This is a genomic window from Curtobacterium sp. 458 (genome assembly GCF_030406605.1).
Classification (GTDB): domain Bacteria; phylum Actinomycetota; class Actinomycetes; order Actinomycetales; family Microbacteriaceae; genus Curtobacterium.
Map to the genome: position 1 here is coordinate 3,354,584 of NZ_CP129104.1, position 16,860 is coordinate 3,371,443.

The 16,860-nt window shown below is 72.8% G+C and carries 12 protein-coding genes; 8 read left to right on the forward strand and 4 right to left on the reverse strand.

What is annotated here, in order from left to right; all coding sequences use genetic code 11:
* Nucleotides 1-16: 16 nt before the first annotated feature.
* Complete coding sequence (locus QPJ90_RS16175; protein ID WP_290132163.1) at nucleotides 17-505, reverse strand: VOC family protein; 489 nt, start codon at nucleotides 503-505, stop codon at nucleotides 17-19.
* Between the two features lie 395 nt (nucleotides 506-900).
* On the opposite strand from QPJ90_RS16175, the gene QPJ90_RS16180 reads away from it, so the two are divergent.
* A complete protein-coding gene (locus tag QPJ90_RS16180) occupies nucleotides 901-1,329 on the forward strand; it encodes a thioesterase family protein (protein WP_290132164.1) in 429 nt (142 codons plus the stop codon).
* Between the two features lie 131 nt (nucleotides 1,330-1,460).
* Here QPJ90_RS16180 and QPJ90_RS16185 read toward each other — a convergent pair whose 3' ends face one another.
* Nucleotides 1,461-4,946, reverse strand: coding sequence for a bifunctional proline dehydrogenase/L-glutamate gamma-semialdehyde dehydrogenase (locus tag QPJ90_RS16185; protein WP_290132165.1), 3,486 nt, complete (start codon nucleotides 4,944-4,946; stop codon nucleotides 1,461-1,463).
* Between the two features lie 81 nt (nucleotides 4,947-5,027).
* On the opposite strand from QPJ90_RS16185, the gene QPJ90_RS16190 reads away from it, so the two are divergent.
* The 5 genes from QPJ90_RS16190 to QPJ90_RS16210 all read left to right on the forward strand — a co-directional run bounded on the left by QPJ90_RS16190 (nucleotide 5,028) and on the right by QPJ90_RS16210 (nucleotide 12,059).
* Nucleotides 5,028-5,930 carry a LysR family transcriptional regulator gene (locus QPJ90_RS16190; protein WP_290132166.1) on the forward strand — a complete coding sequence of 301 codons (903 nt, stop codon included), beginning with the start codon at nucleotides 5,028-5,030 and terminating at the stop codon, nucleotides 5,928-5,930.
* Between the two features lie 124 nt (nucleotides 5,931-6,054).
* Nucleotides 6,055-7,884 carry a hypothetical protein gene (locus QPJ90_RS16195; RefSeq protein ID WP_290132167.1) on the forward strand — a complete coding sequence of 610 codons (1,830 nt, stop codon included), beginning with the start codon at nucleotides 6,055-6,057 and terminating at the stop codon, nucleotides 7,882-7,884.
* Between the two features lie 227 nt (nucleotides 7,885-8,111).
* Nucleotides 8,112-9,416, forward strand: a complete 1,305-nt coding sequence (locus QPJ90_RS16200; RefSeq protein WP_290132168.1) for a hypothetical protein — start codon at nucleotides 8,112-8,114, stop codon at nucleotides 9,414-9,416.
* Between the two features lie 205 nt (nucleotides 9,417-9,621).
* Nucleotides 9,622-11,295 (forward strand): putative Ig domain-containing protein, encoded by a 1,674-nt coding sequence (locus tag QPJ90_RS16205; protein ID WP_290132169.1) that lies wholly within the window; start codon nucleotides 9,622-9,624, stop codon nucleotides 11,293-11,295.
* Nucleotides 11,296-11,426: 131 nt separating this feature from the next.
* Nucleotides 11,427-12,059, forward strand: a complete 633-nt coding sequence (locus QPJ90_RS16210; RefSeq protein ID WP_290132170.1) for an NAD(P)H-dependent oxidoreductase — start codon at nucleotides 11,427-11,429, stop codon at nucleotides 12,057-12,059.
* A 34-nt stretch (nucleotides 12,060-12,093) separates the two neighbouring features.
* On the opposite strand, the gene QPJ90_RS16215 is transcribed toward QPJ90_RS16210, so the two are convergent.
* Nucleotides 12,094-13,137 (reverse strand): MBL fold metallo-hydrolase, encoded by a 1,044-nt coding sequence (locus tag QPJ90_RS16215; protein ID WP_290132171.1) that lies wholly within the window; start codon nucleotides 13,135-13,137, stop codon nucleotides 12,094-12,096.
* Nucleotides 13,138-13,199: 62 nt separating this feature from the next.
* Nucleotides 13,200-14,057, reverse strand: coding sequence for a helix-turn-helix transcriptional regulator (locus QPJ90_RS16220; protein WP_290132172.1), 858 nt, complete (start codon nucleotides 14,055-14,057; stop codon nucleotides 13,200-13,202).
* Nucleotides 14,058-14,075: 18 nt separating this feature from the next.
* On the opposite strand from QPJ90_RS16220, the gene QPJ90_RS16225 reads away from it, so the two are divergent.
* Nucleotides 14,076-15,518, forward strand: coding sequence for an MFS transporter (locus QPJ90_RS16225; protein WP_290132173.1), 1,443 nt, complete (start codon nucleotides 14,076-14,078; stop codon nucleotides 15,516-15,518).
* 245 nt (nucleotides 15,519-15,763) lie between these two features.
* On the forward strand, nucleotides 15,764-16,807 hold the full coding sequence (locus QPJ90_RS16230; protein ID WP_290132174.1) for an ATP-dependent DNA ligase: 1,044 nt from the start codon (nucleotides 15,764-15,766) through the stop codon (nucleotides 16,805-16,807).
* The last annotated feature ends 53 nt before the right edge of the window (nucleotides 16,808-16,860 follow it).

Below are 16,860 nucleotides of genomic sequence, written 5' to 3' on the forward strand. Positions count from 1 at the left end.
CCCGCCGGTGCCGGCGTCAGCCCTTCGCGGCGGTGAACTCGAGGTTGATGTCGTCGGGGTCCTGGACGGAGAGGATCACGATCCCGGTGTCGCCGAGGTCCGTCACCGCACCGTGCTCGATGCCCGCAGCGTCCAGACGAGCGGCAGCGTCGTGCAGGGCGGCGACCGAGCCCACGGTGAAGCTGACGTGGTCGAGCCCGACGGTGTCCGGGTCGAACCGCTGCCCGTGGGGAGCGACCGGCCGGAGCCCGAAGAGCTGGTCGCCGAGCGGGAAGATGCACCCGCCGTAGAGGCGCTCGCGGTCCTGCTCGATCCCGGGCTCGTCAGCGTGCTCGCTGAAGTCCATCGTGGGCTCGACGCCGAGCAGCTGCTCGTAGAACGCCTTGCTCCGGTGGATGTCGGTCACGGTCACCCGGACGTGGGCGAGTGCGGTGGGGTGGGCGAAGGACTCGGACACGATGAGGTGCTCCTCGTGGTGCGGCGGACGGCCGGTGGTCACCGGCACCCGTCGAGGCAACGCCCACGGCCTGACGAGCACCCGCACGGTGCGGCGACCGGACAGCTCCCGACGATCAGCGGAAGCCGCGGGTCTCCAGCAGGTGGTGCGGGATGCCGTGTCCCTGACAGCGGTCACGGCGACGAACGCCACGCATCACGTCGCGGACGTGGTCGCCGCAGCCGGCCCACGAAGACTTGCCGCACACGGGGCACTGAACCGACTCGCACATGGTCCCCACGGTACGGACGGAGTCCTGAGGGGACGGCTGGCACGCTGTACCCGCTCGACCGCATGACGGGATCCGGACTCCCGAGCATCAGACGGCACGGAGCCGGAGTCGACTACGGTCGGTCCGGCCTCGGACCCGGGACCAGCCGAGCCGCACGACCGATCGGAGACCGATGACCATCGACGAGTACCCGTTCACCCGCACCTACCCCACGCGGTGGAACGACAACGACATGTTCGGGCACGTGAACAACACGATCTACTACTCGGCGATGGACAACGCCGCGACGTACTGGTTCCGCGAGGTCGCCGGACTCGACCCGTTCTCGTCGGAGTGGATCGCGGTGCTGGTCTCGTCGAGCTGTCACTTCGTCGAGTCGGCAGTGTGGCCGGACGTCATCGACGTCGGGATGCGGTCGAAGCGGATCGGCACCACCAGCATCGCGTGGGAGTTCGGGCTCTTCCGTGCCTCCGACGGCGCGCTGCTCGCGACGGGTGAGTTCGTCCACGTGGTCATCGACCGCGAGGGCGCCCGCCGCCCGGTGCCGGTGCCGCCCGAGCTGCGCGAACTCGTCACGGACACGATGACCGTCCCCGCCTGACCAGCGCACAACCGGAGACGGCTCGAACCACGTCATCTCGTGGTTCGAGCCGTCTTTGGTTGTGCGAACGTCGTGCCCTATCGAGCGCCGAGCGAGCGCCGAGCGCGACGCCGAGTGCGGTACCCGGCGCCCTAGATCAGCGCGTCCGTCAGGTGGTTCGGCGTCCCGAAGCGGTGCGCCGTGATCGACACCGCCTGCTCCCGGAGGAACGGCAGCACCTCGAGTCGTCCCGCCTCGGTCACGGGCTCGGCGTACACCGCGACGTCCGGACGCCCACCGATCGCCGTGTACAGCGCCGAGACGTCACCGCCGATGAGCCGCACCCGCGTGGAGGGGCCGTCAGCGATCCGCGCCGAGAACGCCGCGTCGGTCTCACGTTCACGGAGCGACCGGACGATCGACAGCGACTGCACGGCCGATGGCACGGCGGCCGGCAGCGAACCGGCCACCGAGACGTCGATCGTGGTCCCGGCGCGGAGCGCAGCCGACACGACGCGCACGAGCGACTCGACACCGTCCGCATCGATGTCGGTGGCAGCCAGCCGCACGTGCACTCCCGGGTAGGGCAGGTAGCGCGCGATGTTCCGCTCGGCGGTGAGTGCCGACACGTCCGTGGCGGTGCCGAACAGCGACGCCCATGCCTGCTGGTCGGACGCGAGCGAACGGTCGAGCGACTCCGAGGCGGCCCCGGCAGCCCGGACGAACGCCGACACCGGGGCGGACACCGCGGCACCAGCACCAGCACCAGCGGGCGCCGACGACCACGAGCCGAGCCCGAGCAGGTAGTTCAGCCCACCGGCCTTCGTCCCCGCGCCGACCGCCGACTTCTTCCACCCGCCGAACGGCTGCCGCCGGACGATCGCACCGGTGATGCCGCGGTTCACGTAGAGGTTGCCCGCCTCGATGCGGTCGAGCCAGGTGCCGATCTCCGCCGGGTCGAGCGAGTGCAGACCCGAGGTGAGGCCGTAGTCGACCTCGTTCACGATGTCGATCGCCTCGTCGAGGGTGCGGGCGGTCATGATGCCGAGGATGGGACCGAAGTACTCGGTGCGGTGGAACGCCGAGCCGCGGGCGACACCGTCGCGGACCCCGGGGCTCCAGAGCTTGCCGGAGTCGTCCAGGCGCGCGGGCTGCACGGCCCACGACTCCCCTGCGCCGAGCTTCGTCAGGCCGTCGAGCAGCTTGCCCGCGGCCGGTTCGATGACCGGCCCCATCTGCGTGGTCGAGTCGGTCGGGTAGCCCACGGTCAGCGAGGACACCGCGTCGACGAGCTGCGACCGGAACCGCCGCGACGTGGCCACCGAACCGACCAGCACCACGAGGGAGGCTGCGGAGCACTTCTGGCCCGCGTGCCCGAACGCCGAGGCGACGACGTCCTTCACGGCGAGGTCGAGGTCGGCGGACGGGGTGACGATGATCGCGTTCTTCCCCGAGGTCTCGGCGAGGAGCGGCAGGTCGGGGCGGAACGAGCGGAAGAGCTCGGCGGTCTCGTACGCCCCCGTGAGGATCACCCGGTCGACGAGCGGCGACGACACGAGCTGCTCCCCGAGGTCGTTCTCGGAGACCTGCAGGAACGCGAGGACGTCGGCGGGGGCACCGTGCAGGTCGAGCGCGGTCTCGATGATCGACGCGAGCACGGCACCCGAGCGCTCGGCGGGCGGCGCGGGCTTGAGCACCACGGCCGACCCGGCGGCGAGCGCGGCCAGGGTCGATCCGGCGGGGATCGCGACCGGGAAGTTCCACGGCGGCGCGACGAGCGTCAGGGCAGCCGGGGTGAAGGTCGCACCGTCGACGTCGTCGAGGCCGGATGCGAGCTCAGCGTAGAAGTGCGCGAAGTCGATCGCTTCGGACACCTCGGGGTCGGCCTGGTCGATGGTCTTGCCGGTCTCGGAAGCCATGACCTCGACGAGCGCTGCGCGGTTCGCCTCGAGTGCGTCACCGACGGCGTGCAGCACGGCGCCGCGCGCCGCGCCCGACCACGAGGCCCATGCACTGCCCGCTGCACGGACACGACCGAGGATCGAGTCGAGCGTCGAGGCGGAGTCGACCCGTGCCTCCTGGACGGCCTTGGCACCCAGCGTCGACGACGCGACCCGCGCGGTGATGTCGGCACCCCACTCGCGGAACGCGGCGACGGACGGGTCGGTGTCCGGCGTGTTCTCGAAGTGCCCCGCGGAGGGGCGACCGACGGCCGCGTAGCGGTCGGCGACGCGGTGGGACGCCGGAGCGAGGAGCCCCTCCGGCGTGGCGAGCGGTGCCAGGGACGACCGGAAGCGGTCTTCCTCGCGGGCGAAGAGCTCCGGCGAGGAGGCGAGGGAGAAGACCGCGGACATGAAGTTCTCCTGCGATGCGCCTTCCTCCAGGCGACGGATCAGGTACGCGATCGCGACGTCGAACTCGCCGGGGTGGACCACCGGCGTGTAGAGCAGCAGGGACCCGACGGTGCGGCGGACTGCCTCGGCCTGCCCCTGCGCCATGCCGAGCAGCATCTCGAACTCGATGCCGTCGCGGACGCCCCGCTGGCCGGCGAGCAGCCAGGCGTGCGCGACGTCGAACAGGTTGTGGCCGGCGACGCCGACGCGCACGTTCTCGACGCGTGACGGGGTGAGCGCCCAGTCGAGCACCCGCTTGTAGTTCGTGTCGGAGTCCTGCTTGGTGTGCCACGTGGCGAGCGGCCAGCCGTGCACGGAGGCCTCGACCTGCTCCATCGGCAGGTTGGCGCCCTTCACGAGCCGGACCTTGATGTCGGCGCCTCCGCGGGCGCGACGGGCCGCGGACCACTCCTGCAGGTGCTGCATCGCGGCGAGCGCGTCGGGGAGGTACGCCTGGAGGACGATGCCGGCCTCGAGCGTCGTGAACTCGGGCTCGTCGAGGAGCTTCGTGAAGACCGCGATGGTGAGGTCGAGGTCCTTGTACTCCTCCATGTCGAGGTTGATGAACTTGTTCGGTGACGCCGCGGCGGCACGGCGGAACAGCGGCCGGAGCTTCTCGATGATGTCCTCGACGGCGTGGTCGAACGCCCACGGCGAGTGCGGGTGCACGGTCGAGGAGACCTTGATCGACACGTAGTCGACGTCGTCGCGGGCGAGCAGCTTCAGCGTGCCGTCCAGGCGCCGCGCGGCCTCCTTCTCGCCGAGCACCGCCTCACCGAGCAGGTTGACGTTGAGCCGCACGCCCTCGCGCTTGATCTTCGCGATCGCCGGGCCGAGCTTGGCGTCGGTGGCGTCCACGATGAGGTGGCCCACCATGCCCCGCAGCACGCGTCGGGCAATCGGCACGACGACGCCGGGGAGCACCGGGGCCATCCCGCCACCGAGCCGGACGAGTCCACGGAGCGCCGCGGGCAGGAACCCGGGCGCGTTCGGCGCGATGGCGCGGAGCTTGCGCGCGGCGACGCCGAGGTCCTCCGGGCGGACGACGCCGTCGACGAACCCGACCGCGAAGTCGAGGCCGGCCGGGTCGGCGAGGACGCCCGCGAGCTGCTTCGCGGAGCCGTCGACCGGGTAGGTCTCCGCCTCGGCGAGCCACTGCCGGACGAGCGCGACCGACTCGTCGGCGAGGTCGCCCGGTCCGGTGGGCTGGGGAGCGGCAGCGGGGTGCTCGTGCACGGTCGTCATGGGATCAGTGTGGAGCCGCCGAAGCATCAGCGGAAGCAACGTTTCGTGACGAGTACCGTGCAGTTCTCCTAAACTGACGCCATGCTCGACGTCCGCCGTCTCGTCCTCCTCCGGGAGCTCTCCATCCGGGGCACGATCGCGGCGGTCGCCGAAGCCGTGAACTTCACCCCGTCGGCCGTCTCGCAGCAGCTCGCAGCCCTCGAACGCGAGGCCGGCGTCCCCCTCCTGCGCAAGGCCGGCCGACGCCTCCAGCTCACCCCGCAGGCCGAGGTGCTCGTGCAGGCAGCCGGACACGTCCTCGACGTCCTGGAGCAGGCGCAGTCCGAGGTCGAGGGCTCCATGCCGACCGTCCAGGGCCGGGTCCGGGTCGCGGTGTTCCAGTCCGCCGCGCTCGCGCTCATGCCGAACGCCCTGCACGCGATGGCGACCGCGCACCCGGACGTGCGGATCGAGATGGTGCAGCGCGAGCCGGAGACGGCGCTGCACGAGACCTGGATCCGTGACTTCGACATGGTCATCGCCGAGCAGTACCCGGCGCACGCGGCTCCGCGACTGCCGGGACTCCACCGCGAGGACCTCACGACCGACGCCGTCCGCCTGGCACTCCCCCCGCTCGACACCGCGCTCGCGCCGGTCACCTCGATCGCGGACGCCGAGGCCCTCCCGTGGGTGATGGAGCCGCGCGGCACGGCGTCCCGGCACTTCGCGGAGCAGGTCTGCCGCCAGCACGGCTTCGAGCCCGACGTCCGCTACGAGACCGCCGACCTGCAGACGCAGATCCGCCTGGTCGAGTCCGGCAACGCGGTCAGCCTCATGCCCGACCTGATGTGGACCGGACGCACGACGACGTGCCGCCTGGTGGAGCTACCGGAGCAGCCGCGCCGCACGATCTTCACCGTGGTCCGGTCCGCGGGGTCGTCGTCGCCCGCCGTGCGGACGTTGCGCGCCGAACTGGAACGCGCCGCGGCGGTCGTCGGCGACTGACCGGTCGGTCGCCGTCCGCCGGACCGTTACCGGACCGAGACCCGACGCCCGTCAGGACCGCGGCCGCCACGACACCCCTGGGCGAGGGCACCTCCCGGTGCCCACCGACACCCAGGGGGATCCCATGCAGCAGTCCTGCCCACGCCGACTCCGTCACGGCGCCGCGATCGGAGCGGCCGTCGCCGTCGTCACCGCGTCATCCGCCTTCGGCATCGGTGCCACCGCGGCGTTCGCCGACGACGCACCGACGGCCGTGCAGACGGTCGACTCCGGCACGCCAGTCACGTCCGACGCCGCCGCCGACACCCGGCCTGGAGGCACGACCTCCGACCCGACGACGGCCCCCGCTGGCGACACGGTCGCCCCCGACCGGACGACCACCCCTGACGAGACCCACGGCACCGCCGCGGCTCCCGCCGTCCCGGACGCGCCCGCCGCTCCCGCCGTCACGCCCGCCGCCGAGCAGCGCGCCGGCCTCGCGTTCCCGGACGGCACGACCGCGGACGCACCGCTCCTGCTCGAGGCCACCGCCGGCGACACCGTCGACCGGACCTTCACGGCGGCCGGAGGCACGGCAGCAGTCACGTACGAGCTGCGCGGTGCCGGTGGGAAGCCGATCGTCGGCGACGGCTCGTTCAACGACGACTACACGCTCGACGGCTCGACCGGTCGCCTGTCCGGCACCGCCCGACTCGCCACGTCGTACGACTTCCAGGTCGTCGCGACGAGCGGGTCCGAGCGCGCGGTCGAGTACGTGCGCCTCACCGTCCGACCGGGAGCGCCGGTCGGGGTCACCTTCGCGGTGTCGGCCTCCGACGGTGCCGGCATGTGGCAGGTCGAGACGGACGGCACGATCTGGGAGCAGGCAGCGGGGCAGGGCCGCGTCCGCATCGTGCCCGAGGTCCCCGTGGCCGAGGGCTCGCCCCTCGTGCTCGCCGGCCTCGCGGTCGACGCGTACGGCAACCGCACGACGCCGGGTGGGGACGACGACCCCCACCCGCGGTCGACCGTGACGAGCACGGTCCCGTCCGACCGGGCCGTGTGGTCCGACGACGGGTCGAACACGGTCTCGTTCACCGCGACCGGCACGCGCACCCTGACGGTCTCGGAGGGCGGCGCCTCGACCTCGTTCACGGTCGACGCCAGCTCCGCGACGGAGTCGTTCGGGTTCGCCGCGGAGACGCAGACCCGGTTCACCGCGGTCGCCGGCGAGCCGTTCTCGGCCGAGTTCCCCGTGACCGGGGGCGGCGACGACCTGCGGTACCAGCTCCGCTCCTCGGACGGGACGCCGTACGAGGGGCAGGACGGCCTGGACGTGCGGATCGATCCCCGCACCGGCTCGCTCACCGGCAGCGGCACGGTGGCGGGGACGTACCACCTCCGGGTGGTCGCGGCGGGTGGCGGCGTGGAAGCCGTCGTCCCCGTCGAGCTCACCGTGACGCCGGCTGCGTTCGACCACTTCGACGTCAGCGTGCGCCAGGCCGACGCCGGGGACACCGGGGACTGGTGGTACGTCGAGGGTGACACCGTGGAACACGTCCACGGTGACCCCGTGGGCGAGCGCGTCGACGCCGTCCCTGCGCGACAGGGTGACCGGATGGTCGTCTTCACCGTCGCCCAGGACCGGTTCGGCAACGTCCTGGACCACCTCGTCGACCGCACCCTCACGAGCGACGTCGCGAGCGACCGGTTCGCCCTCGACCCCGTCAGCGGCGGCACGACGGTCACGTTCGCGCGTGCGTCCCGGCACGTCGTGACGGTCAGCTACGAGGGCGGTTCCCAGGCGATCCCGATCGACGTCTCGCCCGACGCCGAAGCCTCGATCGGGCACGACGCGACGGGCACCCTGGCGTACACCGGGTCGGACTCCTCGGGGCCGCTCGGGTGGGCGCTCGGCCTGCTCGCCGCCGGCGGCGGTCTGCTGCTGCACCGCCTCCGTCGCCGTCGCGCCTGACGCGACCAGGCGACGGACGGGAGGCACGGGTCGGGCCCGCACCGCGCCTCCCGTCCGATGTTCAGTTGCTGTGGAAAACCCCAGGTCAGATGCTGTGTGGACCCGAATCGTTCCGTGATGGAACCGCAACCTCCGGTCCACCCGGACGGCGCTCCGGAGCCGTAGCGTCAGCATCGACAGGAGCGGATGGCCGCCCTGCGAACCCGGACCTCCCAGGGGGGAAATCCATGCGCACCACCACCACCTCGCCGCGCCGCCGTGCCGCGCTCGTCGCGGCGACCGCGATCGCGGTCGTCACCGTCGGTTCCGGCGCCGCGTTCGGCGTCACCGCGGCGAACGCGGCGACCGGCACGGCGACGTCGACGTCGACGACTGCTCCGGCCGCCGGCACGTCGGCTTCGGGCTCGACGTCGTCGGCCCCGGCCGCGGGGACGCCCGCCGCGACCACGCCGGTCGCGTTCACGGAGCCGTCGACGAAGGCCGCACCGCTCGCCCTCACGGCAACCGTCGGCACCCCGTTCAGCCACACGTTCCACACCACCGGCGGGGACGGCACGGTTGCGTACGCGATCCAGGACGCACCGTCGAGCGCCTGGACCGTGCAGTCGGACACGGGCGTGCTGAGCACGACCCCGACCACTGCGGGGACCTACGACTTCGAGGTCGTCGCCCTGAGCGGTGGCACTCAGGCGACCGAGTACGTGCAGGTCACGGTCTCGCCCTCGCCGGTGTCGTTCACCGAGCCGTCGACGAAGGCGCAGCCCCTCGCCCTCACCGCGACCGCCGGCACGACCTTCACCCACACCTTCCAGCTCGTCGGCGGGAGCGGCTCCACCGCGTACGCGATCCAGGACGCGCCGTCGTCGAAGTTCACCGTCAACGTCTCCACCGGCGTGCTGACGAGCACCGAGACCACGGCGGGTACGTACGACTTCGAGGTCGTCGCCCTCCGTGGGACGGCGACGGCGACCGAGTACGTCCGGCTCACGGTGCGCCCCGCGGCGGCCGTCGGGGTCACAAGCATCGTCAGTGACGGGAACCCCGACCACGGGGCCTACCAGATCGGTGTGACCGGTGCGATCGAGTCGTTCAGCGCCACCGGCAAGGACCTCGGCAGGGTGTCGTCCATCCCCGCGAAGCAGGGCGGCACGATCCGGGTCACCGGCGTCGCGGTCGACCGGTTCGGGAACCTCGTGACGCCCGGCACCGTCGGCCGGCAGCCGATCGGGACGGTCACGAGCTCCGTCGCGTCCGACCGCATCGTGGCGGACCCCACGAAGGAGTACGTGCTCGTCACGTTCCCGCACGCGTCGCAGCACCGCCTGACGGTGTCGCAGGACGGCGTCTCCGGCTCGTTCGTCGTCGCCGTGCAGCCGCTCGCCACCGCCGCGGTCGCGACATCGGCGACCGGGACCGGCGCGACGCTCGCGTACACCGGGGCCGACGAGCGCGGACCGATCGCCTGGGGTGCGGGCCTCCTCGCCGCGGGCGCCACCCTGCTCGGCTTCCGACTGCGTCGCCGTCGCCTCTGAGCGGTCCGCTCCGCCGTCGACGCGGGCCCGGTGCCGATCCGCACCGGGCCCGTGCCGGTTTCCGTAACGTTCCCCCCAACCCTGGTCACATTTCGGCGTCGAGCCGCCGTATCCACTCAGCGCGGCCCTACGATCCGAGGGCCGAAGATTCTCGGCGAACTCTTACGATCCGGCACCCGACCGGACCTGGACCCTGGGGGAGAACGTGCGTCGAAGCACTTCAACCGCCCGACGCGCCTGCGCGCTCGGGACCACCGCCGCGCTCGTCGTCCTGACGACCGGCCTCGGCATCATGACCGCGACGGCCGCGAACGCTGCGCCGTCGGACACGGACGGCTCGGTGTCCGTGCAGGCCGACCCGACGCAGACGGAGACGCCGGCGCCGACGGACACCCCGTCGCCGACGGTCACGCCCGCCCCGACGACGACGCCGTCGCCCACATCGACGCCCGCGCCGACCGGTGAGCCGACGCCGACGGGATCGACCGCGCCGACGTTCCCGCTGCTGCCGCACCTGCGCTCCTCGGCACCGGCCGCGAGCGACGCCACGGACGCGAGCACCACCGCCGCCGCCGCCGCCCCGACCGCGACGATCACGGGCGACGCGAAGGTCGGCTCCACGCTCACCGCCAGCTGGGACGGCTTCGACGCCGACGGCTCGTTCAAGTACCAGTGGCTCGACGCGACCGGTGCTCCGATCTACAAGGCGCAGTCCCAGACCTGGAAGGTCGACGCCGCGTACGCGGGCACGAAGGTCTCCGTCGAGGTGACCGGCGACGTCTCCGGTGCCGTCACCGGCCCGGTCGAGTCGGAGCAGTCGGCCGAGATCACGCAGGACCCGGTGTTCGTCGACGAGACGGGCACGCCCCTCGACAGCGGCACCGAAGCCGACGAGGACACCTACTCCCTCCCGCAGGACGCGACCGCCGGTGAGGCGTTCTCCTACACGTTCCGCGCCGAGGGCTACCCCGCGCCGACCTACCAGCTTGCGTGGTACTACGACGACGAGGAAGACTCGATCGACAACGTCGAGTCGAACCAGGCCGAGGCCCAGGCGGACTCGACGCTCGGCTTCGGCTGGGAGGAGGACGGCGACGTCAACGGTGACGGCGAGTACACCCCGGAGGACCAGCTGCCGAAGGGCATCACGTTCGACCCGACCACGGGTGAGTTGAGCGGCACCGCGACCGAGGCCTCCACCTTCGACTTCGCCGTCACCGCCACGAGCGGCGACGTCACGACCACGGTCTACGCCGAGCTCACCGTCGACCCGGGTGCCGCGTACGGCCTCGCCGCGCAGGCGCTCGACGCGGGCCTCGTCCACGGTGACGAGGGATCGGTGTACTTCATCCGCCCGGACGGGAGCGTCGTGGGCGTCACCATCGACCCGGACGGCGACGGCTTCTTCGCTGACGACTCGGACCTGCTGGACCACGTGTCGGTCAAGCAGGGCGGCACGCTCCTCGTCTACGGCACGCCGGTCGACCGGTTCGGCAACGACATCGAGCAGGTCGACGAGGACGGTGAGCTGACCGTCAAGGCGACGGTCACGTCGAACGTCGCGAGCGACGTCATCAAGCCGTACACCGAGGACGGTGCCGATGACTTCGGCGTGACGAGCGTCACGTTCCCGCACGCGTCGACCCACACGCTGACCGTCTCGGCCGAGGCCCTGCAGCCGGTCTCGTTCGACGTCGAGGTCACCCCGACCGTCGCCCCGGCCGTCGCGGTCACCCCGACCGCGACCGGCACGCGTGGCCAGCTCGCCTACACCGGCTCCGACGCGACCGGAGCCCTGCCCTGGGCCCTCGGCCTCGTGCTCGCCGGCGCCGGCCTGCTCGGCGCGCGCACCCTGCGCCGCCGTCACGCCCAGCGCTGACACAGGACGTCTCCCGTCGGTCGCGTGCCCGCGTGACCGACGGGAGGCCCGACCCGGCCCCGTCCCGCCCCTCACGGCGCGACGGGGCCGCTTCCGTCACACGACGGTGTCGCGTCGGTAGCGTGGGCGGCATGCCGACGCTGCTGCACCTCGACTCCTCCGCCGACCTCGCCCACTCCCGCTCGCGCGCGCTGACCGCCGCGTTCGCCGACGCCTGGCGTGCACGGGGTCCGGAGTACACCGTCGTCCGGCGCGACCTGCACGTCGACCCGCTCCCCCACCTCGAGACCTCGGCGCTGCACTGGGCAGCGAGCGACCGCACCACGGACGAGGTCGTCGCCCCCGAGGCCGAGGCCCTCCGCCAGGAGGTCATCGACGAGCTCCTCGCCGCGGACGTCCTGCTCGTCGGCTCGCCGCTCTACAACTACACGGTCCCGTCCACGCTGAAGGCCTGGCTCGACCGCGTGCACGTCCCGGGCGTGCTCGTCGGCGACGTGCAGCCCCTCGCCGGTCGCCCGGTCGTCACCGTGGTCAGCCGAGGCGGCACCTACGACGCCGACACCCCCACCGAGGGATGGGACCACGGCTCCCCCGTGCTGCAGATCATCCTCGGCACGGCGCTCGGGATGAAGCACTACCCGGTGACGGTCAGCGCCACCCTCGCCGACCGTCTGCCGGACCTCGCACCCCTCGCCGACCACGCCGCCGCCGAGTTCGCCGACGCGAAGACCACGCTGGAGCGCCTCGCCACCACCGTCGTCTGACCTTCCGGGCGCACCACGTCACGTCCCGCATCGATCAGGCGGGACGCACCTCGCCCGCGCGCCCGAGCAACGCCGCGTGGTACGCCGTCTGCGTCAGGGCGCTCGCGAGCAAGAACCCCGTCATCGACCCGATCCCGCCGCTGAACGGCACCCGCGCCGCGACCTCGAACAGCGTCGGCTCGTGCAGGGCGTCGAGTGCCTCGGCGACGTGGCGCGAGCGCTCCTCGCGGTGCCGTGCCAGCGTCCGGGCGCGGGCAACGACGTCCCGGAAGCGGTACTCGTGGCCGGGGCAGACCTCGAGCTCGGCGTACCGGTCGAGCCTGCGGAGCGACGCCAGGTAGTCGCCGAGCGGGTTCGATGCGGTCCGTCCGCCGAGTCCGATCCCGGAGTTGATCCTCGGCAGGACGTGGTCGCCCGTGAAGAGCAGGCCGTCGCCCTCGTCGACGAAGCAGCAGTGGCCGGCGGTGTGGCCAGGGGTGTGCAGCGTGCGGATGTCCCGACCGGCGACGGGCAGTGCGTCGCCGTCCTCGAGCAGGAGATCGGCGTAGGGCTCCGTCGTCCGACCGAGCCCGATCCGTCGACCGCTCCCCCACGCGGCCACGACGCCGGCGCGGAGGTCGTCCGGCAGCCCCCACGAGGCGATGTCGGCATCGTTCGCGGCGGCGTCGGCACGTTCGTGGCGGAGCGCCTCGACCTCGGCCGGGTGCATGGCGATCCGGGCGCCGGTCGCCCGCCGGACGGCAGCGGCCGCACCGAGGTGGTCGGCGTGCAGGTGCGTGACCACGACGAGCCCGACGTTGTCGAGCGAGCGCCCGATCGCGGCCAGTCCCTCGCGGACCACGGTGAGGTCGTCGTCCGCTGACCACCCCGGGTCGATCAGGGTCAGCACGCCGTCGGTTCCTCCGACGACGTAGACGAGGGTGGCGTCCGGCACACCGAAGCGGAACGGGACAGCGAGGGTCCAGACGCCGGGGCGGATCTCCTCGGCCGGGGGCAGGACGCCGTCGCGGAGCGCCGCGGCCTGCACGGGACTGGTCGGTTCCGGTGCCGGCGCTGCCGGCGGGGGCACGGTCGTCACGCGCCCACCCTAGCGACGGACGCCGTCGTGCCGGGGCCGCACCGTGCCTCCAGGCCGGAGCGTCACGCGACGAGGTCGCGGAGCCGGCGCTCCGTGTCGTCGTCAGCCGGCGTGAAGACCACGAGGCGGGTGCCGACGGCGGGGCTCAGCCACGAGGTGGCGAGTTCGAGGTCGAGGCGGCCGACGTCCGAGTTGAGGACCTGCTTGCGCTCGGTCACCGCCTCGGTGACGTCGCGGGAGTCCCACAGGCGGGCGAACTCCTCGGAGGCCGCCCTGAGCCGCTCCACGAAGGCGCGCCAGGCGGGATCGTCCCGGTGCTCGGGCCAGCGTGAACGGAGGCGCGCGACGGACTGGCGGGCCAGCCGGTCCCGGTCGACGAGCGCGGCCTGCCAGTCGGGGTCGGTGAACATCAGCCACACCGAGTTGCGGTCGAGGGGCGGGACGCGGTCGAGGTCGCCGATGAGCCTGCCGTACCCGCGGTTCCAGGCGAGGACGTCGAAGCGGGCGTTCTGCACGCAGGCGGGCCACGGCTCGACGGCGTGCACCAGGCGCAGCGTCGCGGCGTCGACGGCGTGCTCCTCCGCTCCCGTCGGCAGGGACGCACCGGCGAGCGTGAAGAGGTGCGCCCGCTCGTGCCGGTCGAGGCGGAGGGTCCGGGCGACGGCCTGCAGCACCTGCTCGGAGACGTTGATGGGTCGGCCCTGTTCGAGCCACGTGTACCAGGTCGCACTGATGCCGGCGAGCTGCGCGACCTCCTCACGGCGGAGACCGGGCGTCCGACGCCGTGCGCCGTCCGGCAGGCCGACGTCGGCCGGCGTGACCCGGGCCCGACGCGACCGGAGGAACGCACCGAGTTCCGCGGCGTCGAGCCTGGTGGTGTCGGTACCGGTGTCAGCAGTGGTCTGGTACCCGGATGACATGCGGGTGACGCTACTCCCATGACGACCGCGACAGCACCCCGCACGCAGGCTCCCGACACGATCCGGGCCGGTGGCATCCTCGTCCTCCTCGTCGGCCCGTTCCTCGCCGGCCTCGACTTCTTCATCGTCAACGTCGCGCTGCCGACCATCCGCCGCGACCTCGGAGCCTCCCCCGCGGCCCTCGGCCTCGTGGTCGCCGGGTACGGCACCGGCTACGCCGTCCTGCTCGTGCTCGGCGGGCGGTTGGGCGACGAGTACGGCCGCCGTCGCCTCTTCGTCGTCGGCCTCGCAGCGTTCACCGTGACCTCGCTCGCAGCCGGACTCGCGCCGACCACCGGGGTGCTGCTCGCGGCGAGGATCATGCAGGGAGCGTCCGCCGCGCTGATGGTGCCGCAGACCCTCGCGACGTTCCGCGCGGTGATGACGGGGACGGCGCGCGGTCGGGCAGTCGCGCTGTACACCGCCGCCGGAGGGGTGTCCTCCATCGTGGGGCAGCTGCTCGGTGGTCTGCTCGTGTCCACGCTGTCGTGGCGGGCGGTGTTCCTGGTGAACGTGCCCGTGGGGCTCGTCGCGCTCCTGTTCGTCCGACGCGCGGTCCCCCGCTCCCGGTCGGCCGTGCGGGTCGGAGCGGACGTCCGCGGCACCGTCGCGTTCGCGGTCGCACTCGGTGCCCTGCTGGTCGCCCTGGCCGAGGGCCCGGCGAGCGGCTGGCCGTGGTGGACCTGGATCGCGCTCGGTGTCTCGTTCGTCGCGGGCGTCGCGCTCGTGCGGTGGTCGGTCGTCGCCCCCCGCCGCGGCGTGTCGCCGTTCCTGCCGGTCGACCTCATCCGCGGTGCGACGTCGATGCGACGCGGACTCCCGACGCTCGTGGTGTTCTTCGTGCTGTTCGGCACGTTCATGTTCGCCTTCTCGATCGTGGCGCAGGACGGGCTCCGGCTCGGTCCGCTCGCCGCCGGGGTCGCGATCTCGCCGGTGATGATCGCGTACGTCGTGTCCTCGGCACGGGTGCCAGCGCTCCTGGCCCGCTCCGGCCGCGCGGTGCTCGTCGGCGGCCTCGTCGTCGAGGCAGCGGGCCTTGCCCTCGTGCTCGCCGTCCTCGCGTGGGGGTGGCAGACGCTGGTGGCGATCGACCCGTCGGGTGTGCGCCCCGGGCAGGTCGTGCTGCTCGTCGTGCTCGGGGTCGGACTGGCGCTCGTGGGGTGCGGGCAGGCGCTCGGCGTCGGGTGCCTCTTCCGGTCGGTCCTCAGCGAGGTGCCCGAGGCATCCGCGGGTGTCGGCGGCGGCGTGCTCGTGTCGGCGCAGCAGACCGCCATCGCCCTCGGGGTCGCGGGGCTCGGCTCGTGCTTCTCGGCGGTGGCGGGCGGCGGCGGCGTGCAGACGGGTGCGGTCGTCATCGGGGTCGTGCTCGTCGTCGGCACCGCGGCGCTCGTCCCGCAGGCGCTCCGCCTGCCGGCTCCGTGACCGCGCGCTTGGTCCGTCGGACCCGCACCGTGCCTCTAGGCCGGCCGCGCACGCGCCCGCGCGCGGCCCGCGGGACCCGCACCGTGCCTCCAGGCGGACCGCGACCGCGCCTGGGGGCCGGACGCACTCGCAGCGGGACGTCGATCCTGCCGGTGGCCGATCCGGTGCGCGATCCCCGGGGATCGCGCACCGGATCGGCCACGGAACGAACCGATCACTCGGCCCCGCGCGAGTAGACAGGCCGCATGGACACCGCACCCATGCTCGCGAAGGCCGTCCCGACCGTCCCCGAGCCGGACAGCGTTCGCGGCGGTCTGCGGTACGAGCCGAAGTGGGACGGCTTCCGCGGGATCGTGACGGTCGACGGCGACCACGTCGAGATCGGCAGCCGCGGCGCGAAGCCCCTCACCCGGTACTTCCCCGAGCTCGTCGAGGCCTTCCGCACGCAGCTCGGCGGCCGGGACCACCCGGTGGTGCTCGACGGCGAGGTGGTCCTGCGCTCCGGCGAACCGGGTGCGGAACACCTCGGCTGGGACGCCCTGTCGCAGCGCATCCACCCGGCGGAGTCCCGCATCGCGAAGCTCAGTCGGGAGACGCCGGCCCAGTTCGTCGCGTTCGACCTGCTCTCCGTCGACGGCGAGGACCTCCTCGACCGGCCGTTCGACGAGCGCCGGGAGCGGCTCGAACAGCTCGGCGGGGACCTGTCCGACCCGCTGTTCGTCACGCGCACGACGCTCGACGTCGACCTCGCACGCGAGTGGTTCACGACCTTCGAGGGTGCTGGCCTCGACGGCGTGGTCGCGAAGCCCCGTGCGCGACCGTACGAGCCGGGCAAGCGGACGATGCTCAAGGTCAAGCACCACCGCACCGCTGACGTCGTCGCGATCGGCTACCGCGTCCACAAGAGCGGCCACGGGGTCGGCTCCCTGCTCGTCGGGCTGTACGACGCCGACGGGGAGCTCCGCCAGGTGGGCGGCGTGTCCGCCTTCTCCGACAGGCGACGGGTCGAGTTGGTCGAGGAGCTCGACCCGGTGGTCCTCCGGGATCCGGACGGGAGGCCCGTCACCGGTGACGGGGAACGGTCACGCTTCTCGTCGGGTCGCGACACGTCGTTCGTCCGGCTGGAGCCGACGCGCGTGCTGGAGGTCCGCTACGACCAGATGGAGGGCGACCGGTTCCGTCACACGGTGCAGTTCGAGCGGTGGCGACCGGACCGCGACCCGCGGTCGTGCGGCTACGACCAGCTGGACGTGCCCGTCGCCTGGGACCTCCGAGCGGTCCTCGAGTAGGGGTTGTCCTGTCCGATCTCCGCTCCTATGCTCGACTTAGTTAGGCTACCTAG

Coding starts and splice junctions, on each gene's coding strand:
- QPJ90_RS16210 (WP_290132170.1), top strand. CDS start 11,427: ATGCCGACGCTGCTGCACCTCGACTCCTCCGCCGACCTCGCCCACTCC.
- QPJ90_RS16225 (WP_290132173.1), top strand. CDS start 14,076: ATGACGACCGCGACAGCACCCCGCACGCAGGCTCCCGACACGATCCGG.
- QPJ90_RS16180 (WP_290132164.1), top strand. CDS start 901: ATGACCATCGACGAGTACCCGTTCACCCGCACCTACCCCACGCGGTGG.
- QPJ90_RS16185 (WP_290132165.1), bottom strand. CDS start 4,946: ATGACGACCGTGCACGAGCACCCCGCTGCCGCTCCCCAGCCCACCGGA.
- QPJ90_RS16230 (WP_290132174.1), top strand. CDS start 15,764: ATGGACACCGCACCCATGCTCGCGAAGGCCGTCCCGACCGTCCCCGAG.
- QPJ90_RS16190 (WP_290132166.1), top strand. CDS start 5,028: ATGCTCGACGTCCGCCGTCTCGTCCTCCTCCGGGAGCTCTCCATCCGG.
- QPJ90_RS16195 (WP_290132167.1), top strand. CDS start 6,055: ATGCAGCAGTCCTGCCCACGCCGACTCCGTCACGGCGCCGCGATCGGA.
- QPJ90_RS16220 (WP_290132172.1), bottom strand. CDS start 14,057: ATGTCATCCGGGTACCAGACCACTGCTGACACCGGTACCGACACCACC.
- QPJ90_RS16200 (WP_290132168.1), top strand. CDS start 8,112: ATGCGCACCACCACCACCTCGCCGCGCCGCCGTGCCGCGCTCGTCGCG.